Below are 15,046 nucleotides of genomic sequence, written 5' to 3' on the forward strand. Positions count from 1 at the left end.
CTGCCTCTTCCTTCAGAGTTCTCTGAATCATCCTGTTTTAACGACGACCAACGATATTTTCATCCGCAGTCTGATGGGCTTCTTATTGCATTGGTTGCAAAATTGTAACCAATAGCAAAGAAGGAGGATCTCCCGTGAATAAATCGATGTTGGCGGGTATAGGGATTGGCGTAGCTGCTGCGCTGGGTGTGGCGGCGGTTGCCAGTCTTAACGTGTTTGATCGTGGCCCACAGTATGCTCAGGTGGTTTCTGCAACACCTATCAAAGAGACGATTAAGACGCCGCGGCAGGAGTGTCGCAACGTGACGGTGACGCATCGCAAGCCTGTCCAGGATGAGAACCGCATTACCGGTTCAGTGCTGGGCGCGGTTGCCGGTGGCGTGATTGGTCATCAGTTCGGCGGCGGACGAGGTAAGGATGTGGCAACGGTGGTCGGGGCGTTGGGGGGCGGTTACGCCGGTAACCAGATCCAGGGCTCGATGCAGGAAAACGACACCTATACGTCCACGCAGCAGCGCTGCAAAACCGTCTATGACAAGTCGGAAAAAATGCTCGGTTACGATGTCACCTATAAGATTGGCGACCAGCAGGGCAAGATTCGCATGGATAAAGATCCCGGCACACAGATCCCGCTGGATAATAACGGCCAGCTGATTCTGAATAACAACGCGTAAAAAAGCGGTACTCTGTAAGTTAGCCCCTCATTCGCTCAGGCTGAGGGGCTTTTTTTATCAGAAAGTTAAGGCGTAGTTCAGACCAAAGGTGCGACCCCGGCCCTTATATTCGTACAGCGATGGACTGCCATAGGTTGGGCTGTACAGCAATGGCGCGCGCTGTCCCCACAGGGTGGTGTAATCTTCATCCAGCAGGTTTTCAATGCTGAAGGTCAGTTTGCCCAGCGGGAGTTGATAGCTGCCAATAAAGTCCACGGTGTTATAGCCATCCAGCTTGTTGCCGCTGGCATCGGTGAGATCAAACGACTGTTGGGTCTGAACCCGCAGCGACCACGGCTCGGGCGCCCAGCCGACCCAGGCGGTGGCTTTGGACGGCGACGCGAGCGTTACGTCCCATTTTTCCCATTTCCCGTTCTTTTTCACTTCAGATTTCAGGACGTTAAAGTTCGCACCGAGACTCCAGTCAGTGTCAGGGATGAAGTAATCCGCCGCGCCTTCCACGCCGTAAATCCGGCGATCGTCAGGTTCCACGCGGATCGTCATATCGCTACGGTTAATCACAATCGACTTATCGGACGTCGAATAGTACGCCGCCAGCTGGGTACGCAGATTATCGCCGGTATAACGCCAGCCCAGCTCATACGAATTGACCTTGATCCCTTCGAGACGCGAATCCGCCACGTTCACGCTGCGCTGGAGCTGGTAATGATCGCCCACCAACTGGTAAGTGCCGTTGCCGTAGTATTTCCCGGGATCCGGTAGCTCAACGCCCTGGGAGAAGTTAAACCAAGTCTGCTGGCGTTCGGTGAGATGCGCCAACAGCCCGGCATTGAACAAGAAGTTGTCGTAATCGGTTTTGCCGCCAGGGATGACATCGGCAGAACTTGCTAAACCGTTGGCAATCCCCTGTTGCTGCGCGTAACCCACGAAATCATCAACGCGGTTTTCTGTCCATTGATAGCGCACACCACCGCTCAGAGTGAAGATGTCGTTAATGTCGTAACTGCTTTGCAGGAACGGAGCGAAGTTGGTGATGCTGTATCCGGGATAACGTCCGGTCGTGTAGGCCGTGCGATTGTCCATCCCGCCTGACGGCACAGACCAGGCCAGATCGAAGAACTTCTGGTTGGAGTCGAAGGTTTCATGATCCGCATCGACGCCCCACGTCAGCTCCCAGTTGTCCATCAACTGACTGTTGAGAGTGATTTTGGCACCGAACTGGTCGGTATCCTGCTGCGACGCCGAGAAGCTGGTCACCTGACCTTTGCTGAGCGTCGGGAAGGGGTAGAACTTTAGTGACTCGTCGCGGTAATAGATTTGGCTGACCAGATTCTGGCCGAAGAAGTCCGCGTCAGAGTATTGCAGGCTGATCAGATGGCGCTCCGTCCCCGGAATACGGTCTGAACTCAGTCCGCTGCGTGTGCTGGCGGTGCCGCTACCGGTAACGGCGGACATGTTTTCGCCCAGGTATAACCCGTAATCTTCATCGCCCTGACTCTTATAGTACTGGGTGACCAACTGTATCTGGCGGTTGTCATCGATATCGAGGGTGCCGGTCCCCATTACGTCCAGACGATCGGAGTGCTGCAGGCCGGTTTGCGTGTTGTCAAGCATCAGGGCATCACCGTTACCGTCGTACCAGCCGCCAAAGCGCTGATAGGCTACGGACAGTCGACCAGACGCGCGATCCGTTCCACCGCTGACCGCGGCGGCAACGCGCTCGTCGTGATCGTTGCTGTTGTTAAAACCCGATTTGCTGCCCAGTTCAAGGTCAACCTGGCGGTCCGGCTGGCCTTTTTTGGTCACAACGTTGATTAAGCCGCCGGTACTGCCGCCGCCATATAGCGAGGTTGCGCCTGAAATGACCTCAATGTGGGCGATGTTAAAGGGATCGATAGAATCCAGCTGACGACTGTCGGTACGTGAAGAATTCAGGCGTACGCCGTCGATCAGCACGACGATCGCACGACCACGCATGTTCATTCCGTAGTTGGTACGTCCCTGGCTGCTGACATCGATGCCCGGAATCAGTTGCGCCAGCACGTCTTTGAACTCTTTGCCGCCCTGAACCTGTTGCTCAATCTCCTGGCCTTCAATGACCCAGGTGGTCTGTGCCATCTCGGCGACGGTTTTCTGGCTACGGTTAGCGCTGACGATGAGGTTTTCTTCTTCTGTTTGCGCCGCCGCAGCGGGCAGAGTCAGGGCTAACAGGACAGGGTTGAGAACCCAAAGACGCTTATTCATTCGCATTCCTTTCTGAAAATATCTGTGCAGGTGAAGGTTTTCACCGGTTGTAGCCGGCTGTTACATTGTGAAACAGATACAAAATCAAATGCGAATATTGCTGATAATAATTGTTATTATCAATGTTTTTTTTACAAAAAAGTGAACCTAACTAAGTGATAACATTAGTTATTATGCGGGAATCATGGTGTAGAAGGACCGGGAAATGACGTTTCCCGGTCAACAAAGCGATCAGGTCTTCAGCAGTTCAGGCCACAGGCGTAGGGTAGTGTGGGTGATTTGTTGCAGCTTGTCGAAACTTGCGCCTTCCCGGGCGCTGATGGACATCCCCTGCAAAATGCAGCTCAGATACTCGGCAAGATGTTGCACATCGCAGTGCGCCGGGATCTCGCCGCGTTCCTGCCGTTGACGAAGAAATTGCGTCAGGGTTTGTTCCTGCATGGCGTGACGTGATTTCACCGTATGCGCAATATCGCGTGACGCGGCGGCAAGCGTCGCGGAGGTATTAATCATAAAGCAGCCAGCGGGGGTGTCTTTGCTGGTAAAACAGGTTGCCACTGCGGTGAAGTAATCCTCCAGTGCCGCTTCAACGCTTTTCTCTTCGCAGAATAACTGCGCTTCATGTTTTGCCGCGAAGCGGGCGATGTATCTGTCCAGCACCGCGCGGAACAGACCCTCTTTATTGGTGAATTCCGCATACAGCGTTGGCGCTTTCGCACCCGTCGCTTCAACAAGGTCAGAAAGCGATGTTGCTTCATAACCGTGCTGCCAGAAGAGTGTCATGGCCTTATCAAGCGCGGCTTCCCTGTCGAACACTTTTGGTCGGCCACGGCTTTTTTTAACACAACCTGTCGATTCAGTTGTCATGATGCCGTTGTACCTTAATGGGCTTAGTGAGCAACCATTATAAAAATAAACCCGCACAGGCTCCAGCGCATTCGTGAGAAAAAGTTTTTCAGCTTAGTTGTATGAAAGATAAGTGCTTTTGTTTTTATATAACGATCGTTATAAAAAATGGGTTGACGTGTGACCTGGATCACATCTATCATTTATCTATCGATCGTTAAGTAAATGCTTACGACGCCCAATCATCTGCAAAAGGTCACTATTATGAAAAACGTAAAAACCCTCATCGCTGCTGCTGTTCTGAGTTCACTGTCATTCGCAAGCTTCGCGGCTGTAGAAGTTCAGTCCACGCCTGCCGGTCAGCAAAAAGTCGGCACCATCTCTGCAAATGCAGGGACTAACCTGAGTTCATTGCAGGACGAACTGGCGCAGAAAGCGGATGCCATGGGGGCGAAATCATTCCGCATTACTTCTGTAACGGGTCCAAACAACCTGCACGGTACCGCGGTAATTTATAAATAAGCATTAACCCTCATTGATGCCTGCTGCTGCAAAATAACGTGATAAAAAAAGCCCCGCTGAATGTATGGACTGCACCCCAAAAGTTGGACACTCAACTGAGTAAGGTGCAGTTTTTTATGGCAAAGCCAAAATATTCCCCTGAAACAAAACTGGCTGTGGTTAATCATTATTTGTCCGGAAAAGACGGAGAAGAGCGTACAGCCGACCGTTTTGGTGTTGAAAGAACTTCCGTCCGTCGCTGGGTCAGGGCGTGGCAACTCCACGGTATGGAAGGGCTGTCAGGGAAAAATAAACATCATTCAGCTGAATTTAAACTCGTCGTCGTCCGGGCGGTTATCCGTGACCACCTGACGATGCGTGAAGCAGCTGCCCGGTTTAATCTCTCTGCAGAAACGCTTGTCCGACACTGGGTCTGCGTGTACAACGATGCCGGAGCGGAAGGACTGCTAAACATTCAACGCGGGCGGCCTGGAAAAATGACAAAACAAAAAATCCCCCCATCCCCTACAGATAAAGAACTGGAAAAACTCTCCCCCGAAGAACTCCGGGCTGAACTCCGTTACCTGCGGGCAGAGAATGCCTATCTAAAAAAGTTGAAGGCCTTGGTTCAGAGCGAAAAAAACGGCAGCAAGCCCTGATAATCAGTGAACTGAGGCATAAGCACGCTCTGCGAGACCTCCTGCGCGCGGCAGGCATGTCCCGCAGTACATGGTATTACAATATGAATGCCCTGAAGCAGGTGGACAGGCATGCCGGGCTGAAAGATAAAATCCGTGAGATATACGCCTGGCACAAAGGCCGTTATGGCTACCGCAGGATCACGCTTTCGCTGAGAAAGCAGGGTCTGCTGGTGAACCATAAAACCGTGCAGCGGCTGATGACAGAGCTGTCGCTCCGGTCTCTGATAAGGGCGAAGAAATACCGCTCATGGAAGGGGGAAACAGGCAAGGCAGCCCCCAATATCCTGAGCAGGAACTTCAGTGCATCAAAAGCCAATGAAAAATGGGTTACGGATGTTACAGAGTTCTCGCTGCAGGGTAAAAAGCTGTACCTGTCGCCGGTACTCGATCTTTTTAACCGGGAAATAATCTCCTACAGCCTGTCGGAAAGGCCGGTGATGGAGATGGTTAATACCATGCTGCGGGATGCGTTCTTAAAGCTCGGACCAGACGACGCCCCCTTGCTGCACACAGATCAGGGCTGGCAATATCGGATGGCAGGCTATCAGGCAAAGTTAAAGGCGCAGGGCATGACGCAAAGTATGTCCCGAAAAGGAAACTGTCTGGATAATGCCGTGATGGAAAACTTCTTCGGGACGCTGAAATCGGAGTGTTTTTACCTGAGTCAGTTCAGCAATATCAGCGAACTGAGGAAGGCGATAGAGGATTATATCCGTTACTACAACAACGAGCGGATAAGCCTGAAACTAAAAGGCCTGAGTCCGGTAGAGTACCGGGCCCAGGCTCTGAAGGCCGCTTAATATAAACTGTCCAGATTTATGGGGTCAGTCCAGTATTTCAGCGGGGCTTTTTCATGTCCGGAATCGTTACATCGACTGCTGATCCACCTCGCGATGGCGTCGGACATCGACCGGCATCCCGGAACGAACGTCCATCACATGCTGCATCACCGCCGCATCCGTCTGTGCGGAATCTTTAAACGATTGCAGAGTGCTGTTCAATACGATAGGCAGAACCTGCGGGTCATCATCAATATTTTTCGACAGCGGCTGGTGGACTTCGACCAGCCGCGTCCCGTCCGGCTCAACCGAGGCTTTGATCGGGGTATTGATGATATTCACTTTGGTGCCCGGTGTAACCTGTCTGAACAGGGTCTCAATATCGCCATCACGCAGGCGGATACAGCCAGAACTGACGCGCATGCCGATACCGAAATCAGCGTTGGTGCCATGCAGCAGATAGACGCCACCATACGCCGCTAAGCGAATGGCATGGTGTCCCATCGGGTTATCCGGTCCGGCAGGCACCACCGCCGGAAGGATAATCCCTTGCGCTTTATAGCGGGCACGGATATTCGCCGTCGGCGTCCAGGTTGGGTTGGCGCGCTTGTCGGAGACGGTCGTGACCATCGTTGGGGTCAGGGTATCACCGCCCAACTGGCCAATGCCGATAGGGTAGACGGTGACCGAATTTTTCCCCGGATGGTAGTAGTAGAGACGCAGTTCAGCCAGGTTGATAACAATGCCTTCACGCGGAGCATCCGGTAGCAGCGTCTGCAAGGGGATGGTCAGCACGCTGCCCGCGCGGGGAACGTAGGGATCCACGCCGGGATTCGCCTGCAACAGCGCGAGAAAACCGACGTTATATTTTTTCGCGATGGCTTCCAGCGAACCTCCGTTATTTTCAACAACGTGGTACTTATTTTCCCCGACCAGTTTGCTGCCAGGCGGAGGAAGAGGCCAGGTATTCGCCTGTGCGGGAAGCGCAAGCGTAATGCTGGCGGCGAGCGCAAAAAAGGCCAGCCAGCGGGAAAGTCGCATCTTGTTCATTATCATCACAAATCAAAGGGTTATTATGCCAGAAGAATCCAATAATAATTATGGCGGGGCGGCGTGTCTTTAAATGCAAGGGAAGTGCAAAGAGTTGTAAAGATCGCGGAACCTTGCCTGATAGCGCGGCGCTTATCAGGCCTACGGCCAGGAATCGATGTGTAGGCCGGATAAGGCGCAACCGCTATCCGGCACCACTCAATCACGCTACGGCGTTTTCTTCCAGTTGCTGCATAAACTGACGCACCCAGTCCATCCGCGTTTTCCGCTCGGTCAGATCCTGGATGAACTTCAGTCGGGTCGGCCCGTCAAGACGGAAGTGCTGCGGCTGTTTTTGCAGCAGTCCAATCAGCCAGCCTGGGTTAACATGGTTCTTCTCGGCGAATTCGATAGTGCCGCCTTTCTCATTGCCTTCCAGTTTGCGGATACCCAGCTTCTGCGCCTGTTGACGCAAGCGGGCGATATCCAGCAGGGTACGCGCCGGATCGGGCAGCAGACCGAAGCGGTCGATCAGCTCCACTTTGATCTCTTCCAGTTCATTCTCGCTCTTCGCGCTGGCGATACGCTTGTAGAACGACAGGCGGGTATTCACGTCCGGGATGTAATCGTCCGGCAGCAGCGACGGCATACGCAGTTCGACCTCAGTTTGCTGGCTGGTGAGATCTTCCAGCGATGGCTCGCGTCCGGCCTTCAGGGCATCGACGGCGTTTTCCAGCAGCTCCATATACAGCGAAAAGCCGATGGTTTCCATCGAACCGCTCTGTTCTTCCCCGAGCAGTTCACCTGCGCCGCGGATCTCCAGATCGTGAGTCGCCAGCGCAAAGCCCGCCCCCAGGTCTTCCAGCGAGGCAATCGCTTCCAGGCGTTTTTGCGCGTCGGTGGTCATCGCTTTGGGATGCGGCGTCAGCAGCCAGGCATACGCCTGATGGTGTGAACGTCCTACGCGGCCGCGCAACTGGTGTAACTGTGCCAGACCGAAATGATCCGCACGCTCGATAATAATCGTGTTGGCGGTCGGGATATCAATCCCGGTTTCGATAATGGTGGTACAGACCAACACGTTAAAACGCTGATGGTGGAAGTCGTTCATCACGCGTTCCAGTTCGCGTTCGCGCATCTGCCCATGACCAATGGCAATTCGCGCCTCCGGCACCAGCTCCGCCAGCCTGTCGGCGGCTTTCTGGATGTTCTCGACATCATTATAAAGATAGTAGACCTGCCCGCCGCGCAGCACTTCGCGCAGAATTGCCTCACGGACCACCAGTGCATCGTACTCGCGAACAAACGTTTTCACCGCCAGACGCCGCGCTGGCGGCGTGGCGATAATCGACAGATCGCGCATGCCGCTCATGGCCATGTTCAGCGTACGCGGGATTGGCGTGGCGGTCAGCGTCAGAATGTCCACATCGGCGCGCATCGCTTTGATCCGCTCTTTATGCCGCACGCCGAAGCGGTGCTCTTCATCGACGATCAGTAGCCCCAGATCTTTCAGTTTCACATCGCTTTGCAGCAGTTTATGCGTACCGATCAGAATATCAATTTTCCCTTCGGCAACCTGTTCCAGGATCTGCGCCTGTTCTTTGGCGCTACGGAAGCGGGAAAGCATTTCGATGCGCACCGGCCAGTTGGCAAAACGGTCGCGGAAATTATCAAAGTGTTGCTGGGCGAGCAGAGTGGTTGGCACCAGCACCGCCACCTGCTTGTGGTTTTCGACCGCGAGAAACGCGGCGCGCATCGCCACTTCGGTTTTACCAAATCCAACGTCACCACACACCAGGCGGTCCATCGCCAGCGGCTGACACATGTCGCTAAGTACAGCGTTAATCGCCTGTGCCTGGTCGGGGGTGGTTTCAAAGGGGAAACCGTCGCAGAACAGTTGATACTGCTCGCGATCGTGTTTGAAGGCGAAGCCCTCTTTTGCCGCGCGTTGGGCGTAGATGTCCAGCAACTCGGCTGCCACGTCGCGCACTTTCTCTGCCGCTTTTTGTCGCGCGCGTGACCAGGCGTCGCCGCCGAGTTTATGCAGCGGTGCGTTCTCTTCTGCGCCTCCGGCGTAACGGCTGATCAGATGCAAAGAGGAGACCGGGACGTACAGTTTGGCGTCATTAGCGTAGGTGAGCATCAGATATTCACCTTTGATCCCGCCCGCTTCCAGCGTGGTCATCCCGGCATAGCGTCCAACGCCGTGCTCCAGATGCACCACGGGCTGACCCGGATGCAACTCTGCCAGGTTGCGGATCAGCGTATCCGGGTTAATCGTGCGGCGCGAATCCTGACGACGGCGCGCCACGCGCTCGCCCAGCAGGTCGCTTTCACAAATGAGTGCCAGATGGCGCGTCGTATCGATAAACCCGTGCTCGGCAGCGCCAATCATCAGGTAGCGTCCAGCCTCCGTCGCTTCATCCAGACGTATAATGCGCTTCGGCGCGACTTTGATTCTGGCGAGCAGTTCACCCAGAGATTCACGGCGGCCTTCACTCTCAACCGAGAAAATCACCGGCCCGTTGAAGGTCTCGAGGAATTTGCGCAGCGCATCCAGTGGTGATTTTTGCTGCGCCTGAACCGCGAGATCCGGCAGCGACTGGAAGCCTAAGTTGGTATTAGCCGCCTTGGCGGGAAGGTGGTCGGTTTTGAGCTGCACGCGCGGCCAGCGTTTGAGTTCAGAAAAGAGCTCATCGACACGCAACCAGAGGGACTCCGGTGGCAGCAGCGGACGCATCGGATCCACGCCACGGTTTTCGAAACGCGCCAGCGTATCGGCCTGGAAACGCTCGGCGCTGTTTTCTAAATCGCCAGTATTGACCACCAGCGTATTGGCCGGGAAATAGCTAAACAGCGGCGGCAGCGGCTCGCTGAAAAACAGCGGCTGCCAGTATTCGATCCCCGCCGGCAAAGTGCCTTTGCTGACCTGTTGATAAATATGCTCTGCGTCGCGCTTCACCTCGAAGGTATCGCGCCACTGGCTGCGAAACAGTTCGATCGCCGTTTTGTCGGTTGGGAACTCGTGGGCGGGCAGCAGATTGATGGCGTCGACTTCTTCCAGCGTGCGCTGGGAGTCCGCGTCAAACAGGCGCAGACTGTCAATTTCATCGTCGAAGAAATCCAGACGATAGGGCTGTTCGCTGCCCATAGGGTACAAATCCAGCAGCGCGCCGCGGGTAGCGTATTCGCCATGTTCCATGACCTGATCAACGTGCCGGTAACCAGCGCTGTCGAGCTGTAAACGCAGGGCATCGCGCGATAAACGCTGGCCTTTTTTCATCACCAGCGCATGACCGTGCAGATAGCTGTGCGGGCAGACGCGCTGCATCAGGGTATTGACCGGGACGATCAGCACGCCGCGCTGCATCGACGGCAACTGATACAGCGTGGAGAGACGTGAGGAGATAATTTCCTGATGCGGGGAGAAACTGTCGTAGGGCAGGGTTTCCCAGTCCGCGAGGCTCATGACCATCTGATCGGTAAACTGACGGATTTCATCATGCAGGCGCAGCGCGTTTTGCATATCGGGCGCCACGAGCACGACGGGACCATCATGACGTTCGGCAATTTCCGCCACCAGTGTGGCGCAGGCAGCCCCGGTCAGTTCACCTAACAGGCGCTGATCGCCCGCTTTCACGGGCAGCGTGTAACGTTGTTGTTCAGGCATTCGGTTGTCAGAATCTCTTTTAGGTAGTCGTCTGATAAGCAATGCCCTTTATTATCCGTGATCGCTCCTCATTAGCAAATTGAATCGCCCTCACCGGAGGGCGAAAAGTTTAGCGGGAATAGCTAACGGTTTGCGGGCGAGAAGGGGGAGAGAAGAGGATATCGCCGAACAGGTCCTGCGACACTTTACGCATGGCAAGACCCAACAGCGTGCACACCAACAGACTGGCAAACGGATAGACCAACAACAGGGCCAGTTCCAGTTCGGAGGACCAGACGGCGGCATTGATTTGCGGGATCAGCAGCAGGCTGAACGCCTCGACCAGAATGCGATGCGTAGTATAAATCGCGATAGTATTCGAACCGATCACGTTAAGCAGACTGGATTCACGCATACCGAAGCGCTGCTCATACTGATAAAACAGCTTCATGATCAGCACAATAGAGACCAACGACAGCAGCAATGAGACGTTAAACAGCCATGCGGCGATAGCCAGCACGAAGGCAGCCGCGCTGGGCAGCGCATATCGGCGCAACGGCACCTCTTTAATCCCCGCCATCAGCGGGACGCCAAACCAGGCGCCGAGGCTGTAATACGGCAGGTTGCGGATCACACTGTTCATTCCCCACCACGGGGTGGCAGCAAAGTTGACCGTCACGCTCAGTACAACAAACAGGGCGAACAGCGGCACGGCCCAGCGGCTGAACACTTTACAGACTATGAAATAGACAATGAGCGCATACAGATACCACAGGCTGGTGCTGGCAGTCAGCATGCCGTGAAGGAACTGGCTAACGGAACTGGCGTAAGCGGCGTTGGACGCATGAAGCAGATCGCGTGACGGCGCCAGCCAGTTGTTCAGGGCGTTGAGCGCCAGCCACTGGACCACACCCCACAGCGCCAGCACCCAGAAAATACTCCAGATTCGCTTATTAACGCTTTCTTTCCAGCTCACGCTGTCGATGTAGCGGCGAATCAAAAAGCCCGAGATAAAGAAAAATACCGGCATGCGAAACGGGGCGAGATAGAGATTAAAGTAAACCCAGCATTTCGACAGCAGCTGTGAAAGGGGCAACTGGAAGTGGGTCAGATGCGGGTAAAAGGTGATGACTGAGTGATAGATGACGACCAGACAGATACATAACCCTTTGATTTGATTAATCCATAGTTCTTTCTTTTTCATCAGGACAGCACGCTCGCGTTATTCAACATAGCCTGTGATCCTGCGGGGTGACTCTGGTGCTGTAATGCGTAACATTCTGTTTTTTGATTTTTTTAAGAAAAGGATCAGGGTCAGTGAGGACGGTATCCTGCGCCTGTCGCGCGGTGGATCCCTTTCAACTGTGTACTGACGAACACTTACGGTTCAGGCGTTTACCCATGCGGCTTTCGCTTATATACTCGTGACTTTGCTAACAGCAACCAGACGGATTTCATGTACCAACCTGTCGCTCTATTCATCGGCCTGCGTTACATGCGCGGGCGTGCAGCAGATCGCTTCGGTCGCTTTGTCTCCTGGCTTTCCACCATCGGCATTACCCTTGGGGTGATGGCGCTGGTCACGGTTTTGTCAGTGATGAACGGTTTTGAACGTGAACTGCAAAATAACATCCTGGGGTTGATGCCCCAGGCCATCCTTTCTGCGGAACAAGGCTCTCTGAATCCACAGCAACTGCCGGAAAGCGCTGTAAAACTGAACGGTGTCAATCGTATTGCGCCGCTGACAACCGGCGATGTCGTGCTGCAAAGCGCGCGCAGCGTGGCGGTCGGGGTGATGTTGGGTATCGACCCGGCACAAAAAGATCCGCTTACGCCGTATCTGGTCAATGTGAAGCAAACCGATCTGCAGCCAGGTAAGTATAATGTCATCCTCGGTGAGCAACTCGCAGGCCAGTTGGGGGTTAATCGTGGCGATCAGATCCGCGTGATGGTGCCGTCTGCCAGTCAGTTCACGCCGATGGGCCGTCTGCCAAGCCAGCGTCTGTTTACCGTGATCGGCACCTTTGCAGCGAACAGTGAAGTCGATGGTTACCAGATGTTGACCAATATTCAGGACGCCTCGCGCATCATGCGCTACCCGGCCGGGAATATCACCGGTTGGCGTTTATGGCTGAATGAGCCGCTGAAGGTGGACTCGCTCAGTCAGCAGACGTTGCCGGAAGGGACGAAATGGCAGGACTGGCGCGAGCGTAAAGGCGAGCTGTTCCAGGCCGTGCGGATGGAAAAGAACATGATGGGGCTGCTGTTGAGCCTGATCGTAGCGGTTGCCGCGTTCAATATTATTACCTCGTTGGGTCTGATGGTGATGGAGAAGCAGGGAGAAGTAGCTATTTTGCAAACGCAGGGGCTGACGCCGCGACAGATCATGATGGTCTTTATGGTACAGGGGGCCAGCGCCGGGATTATTGGCGCGCTGCTGGGTGCCGCGCTGGGTGCGCTGTTGGCCAGTCAGCTCAATACCCTGATGCCGGTGATCGGTATCCTGCTGGATGGTGCGGCGCTGCCGGTGGCGATCGAGCCGCTGCAGGTCATCATCATTGCGCTGGTGGCAATGGCCATCGCGTTGCTTTCCACGCTTTATCCTTCCTGGCGCGCTGCCGCTACTCAACCCGCTGAGGCTTTACGTTATGAATAAGATCCTGTTGCAATGCGACAAATTGTGCAAACGCTATCAGGAAGGTTCCGTGCAAACCGACGTGTTGCACGATGTCAGCTTCAGCGTGGGCGAAGGCGAAATGATGGCGATTGTCGGCAGCTCCGGCTCCGGCAAAAGTACGTTGTTGCACCTGCTGGGCGGGCTGGATACCCCGACCTCCGGCGATGTCATTTTTAGCGGTCAGCCGATGAGTAAACTGTCGTCGGCGGCGAAAGCGGAGCTGCGTAATCAGAAGCTCGGCTTTATTTATCAGTTCCACCACCTGCTGCCGGATTTCACCGCGCTGGAAAACGTGGCGATGCCGCTGCTGATTGGCAAACACAAACCGGCTGAAATTAACGCACGGGCGCGTGAAATGCTGAAAGCGGTAGGGCTGGATCATCGTGCCAGCCATCGTCCGTCTGAACTGTCTGGCGGTGAGCGTCAGCGTGTGGCGATTGCCCGCGCGCTGGTCAACAACCCGCGACTGGTGCTGGCGGATGAACCAACCGGTAATCTGGATGCGCGCAACGCCGACAGCATCTTCCAGCTTCTGGGCGAATTGAACCGCTCGCAGGGCACCGCGTTTCTGGTCGTCACTCACGATCTGCAGCTGGCGAAGCGCATGAGTCGCCAACTGGAAATGCGTGACGGACGCCTGACGGCAGAACTGAGCCTGATGGGGGCGGAGTAATGGCCTCGCCTTTATCGTTATTAATCGGTCTGCGCTTTAGCCGGGGACGGCGGCGCAGCGGTATGGTATCGCTGATTTCGGTGATCTCGACTATCGGTATCGCGCTGGGGGTGGCGGTTCTGATCGTCGGCCTGAGCGCGATGAACGGCTTTGAGCGTGAGCTGAACAACCGCATTCTGGCCGTGGTGCCGCACGGCGAGATTGAAGCGGTTAATCAACCGTGGACCAACTGGCGCGACGCGCTGGAGAAGGTACAGAAGGTGCCGGGTATTACCGCCGCAGCGCCGTACATCAACTTTACCGGACTGGTGGAGAGCGGGGCGAATTTGCGCGCTATTCAGGTAAAAGGCGTGGATCCGCAGCAGGAACAGCGTTTGAGCGCGTTGCCCTCGTTTGTGCAGAATAACGCCTGGGCTGATTTTAAAGCTGGTGAACAACAAATCATTATCGGTAAGGGCGTCGCAGACGCGCTGAAGGTGAAGCAGGGGGACTGGGTCTCCATCATGATCCCCAATTCAAATGCCGATCATAAGCTGATGCAGCCGAAACGCGTGCGGCTACACGTTGCTGGCATTTTGCAGTTAAGCGGTCAACTGGATCACAGCTTCGCGATGATCCCGATGGCCGATGCCCAGCAGTATCTGGAGATGAACAACACGGTTTCCGGCATTGCGCTGAAGGTCAACGACGTTTTCAACGCCAACAAACTGGTGCGTGATGCTGGTGAAGTGACCAACAGCTATGTTTACATCAAGAGCTGGATTGGCACCTATGGCTATATGTACCGCGATATCCAGATGATTCGCGCCATTATGTATCTGGCGATGGTGCTGGTGATCGGTGTCGCCTGTTTTAACATTGTCTCAACATTAGTGATGGCGGTAAAAGACAAGAGTGGCGATATTGCGGTATTAAGAACGCTGGGGGCGAAAGATGGCCTGATCCGCGCCATTTTTGTCTGGTACGGTTTGCTGGCAGGACTGTTCGGCAGCCTGATCGGCGTGGTCATTGGTGTGGTGGTTTCGCTACAGCTGACGCCAATCATTAACGGCATTGAAACGCTGATCGGCCATCAGTTCCTTTCCGGGGATATCTATTTTATCGACTTCCTGCCATCCGAATTGCACTGGCTGGATGTGATTTATGTGCTGGTCACCGCACTGTTGCTGAGTTTGTTGGCGAGTTGGTATCCGGCGCGGCGCGCCAGTAACATCGATCCTGCAAGAGTACTTAGCGGCCAGTAACCATAATTGCGTGAGAGATACACAACAAC

The 15,046-nt window shown here is 54.7% G+C and carries 11 protein-coding genes; 6 read left to right on the plus strand and 5 right to left on the minus strand.

Translation table 11 applies throughout. The features are described from left to right. Positions 1–134: 134 nt before the first annotated feature. A complete protein-coding gene (locus HVX64_RS10210; protein WP_043000968.1) occupies positions 135–674 on the plus strand; it encodes a glycine zipper 2TM domain-containing protein in 540 nt (179 codons plus the stop codon). Positions 675–731: 57 nt separating this feature from the next. Here the strand turns inward: HVX64_RS10210 and HVX64_RS10215 are convergent, their stop codons facing one another. Then, positions 732–2,918 carry a TonB-dependent siderophore receptor gene (locus tag HVX64_RS10215; RefSeq protein ID WP_044257981.1) on the minus strand — a complete coding sequence of 729 codons (2,187 nt, stop codon included), beginning with the start codon at positions 2,916–2,918 and terminating at the stop codon, positions 732–734. 231 nt (positions 2,919–3,149) lie between these two features. Then, positions 3,150–3,785, minus strand: coding sequence for a TetR family copper-responsive transcriptional repressor ComR (comR, locus tag HVX64_RS10220; protein ID WP_044257979.1), 636 nt, complete (start codon positions 3,783–3,785; stop codon positions 3,150–3,152). Positions 3,786–4,028: 243 nt separating this feature from the next. Between comR and bhsA the strand changes: the two genes are divergently transcribed. Next, on the plus strand, positions 4,029–4,286 hold the full coding sequence (bhsA, locus tag HVX64_RS10225) for a multiple stress resistance protein BhsA (RefSeq protein ID WP_043001950.1): 258 nt from the start codon (positions 4,029–4,031) through the stop codon (positions 4,284–4,286). A 116-nt stretch (positions 4,287–4,402) separates the two neighbouring features. Next, positions 4,403–5,766 (plus strand): IS3 family transposase gene (locus HVX64_RS10230; protein ID WP_249033498.1). Its coding sequence is split into 2 segments (ribosomal slippage): positions 4,403–4,907 and positions 4,907–5,766, totalling 1,365 coding nucleotides; the frame shifts between segments, so codons are not numbered across the junction. A gap of 66 nt (positions 5,767–5,832) precedes the next feature. Here HVX64_RS10230 and HVX64_RS10235 read toward each other — a convergent pair. The 3 genes from HVX64_RS10235 to HVX64_RS10245 all read right to left on the minus strand — a co-directional run bounded on the left by HVX64_RS10235 (position 5,833) and on the right by HVX64_RS10245 (position 11,627). Continuing rightward, positions 5,833–6,798 carry a L,D-transpeptidase family protein gene (locus tag HVX64_RS10235; protein WP_044254958.1) on the minus strand — a complete coding sequence of 322 codons (966 nt, stop codon included), beginning with the start codon at positions 6,796–6,798 and terminating at the stop codon, positions 5,833–5,835. Between the two features lie 199 nt (positions 6,799–6,997). Continuing rightward, positions 6,998–10,444, minus strand: coding sequence for a transcription-repair coupling factor (mfd, locus tag HVX64_RS10240; RefSeq protein WP_044254933.1), 3,447 nt, complete (start codon positions 10,442–10,444; stop codon positions 6,998–7,000). Positions 10,445–10,553: 109 nt separating this feature from the next. After that, positions 10,554–11,627, minus strand: a complete 1,074-nt coding sequence (locus HVX64_RS10245; protein ID WP_044254930.1) for an acyltransferase family protein — start codon at positions 11,625–11,627, stop codon at positions 10,554–10,556. A gap of 252 nt (positions 11,628–11,879) precedes the next feature. Here HVX64_RS10245 and lolC point away from each other — a divergent pair, with 252 nt between their 5' ends. From lolC to lolE, 3 genes are read left to right on the plus strand one after another with little or no spacing between them, the layout of a single operon-like run. Beyond that, entirely contained in the window at positions 11,880–13,079 is a 1,200-nt protein-coding gene (gene lolC, locus HVX64_RS10250; protein WP_044254927.1) for a lipoprotein-releasing ABC transporter permease subunit LolC, read from the plus strand. Next, positions 13,072–13,773, plus strand: a complete 702-nt coding sequence (gene lolD, locus HVX64_RS10255) for a lipoprotein-releasing ABC transporter ATP-binding protein LolD (protein WP_043000962.1) — start codon at positions 13,072–13,074, stop codon at positions 13,771–13,773. Before lolC ends, lolD begins: the two co-directional genes overlap by 8 nt. Further along, a complete protein-coding gene (lolE, locus tag HVX64_RS10260; protein ID WP_043000961.1) occupies positions 13,773–15,017 on the plus strand; it encodes a lipoprotein-releasing ABC transporter permease subunit LolE in 1,245 nt (414 codons plus the stop codon). The genes lolD and lolE overlap by 1 nt, the downstream gene beginning before the upstream one ends. Positions 15,018–15,046: the final 29 nt, after the last annotated feature.

Source organism: Citrobacter sp. RHB20-C16 (assembly GCF_013890155.1).
Taxonomy (GTDB): Bacteria; Pseudomonadota; Gammaproteobacteria; order Enterobacterales; family Enterobacteriaceae; genus Citrobacter_A; species Citrobacter_A amalonaticus.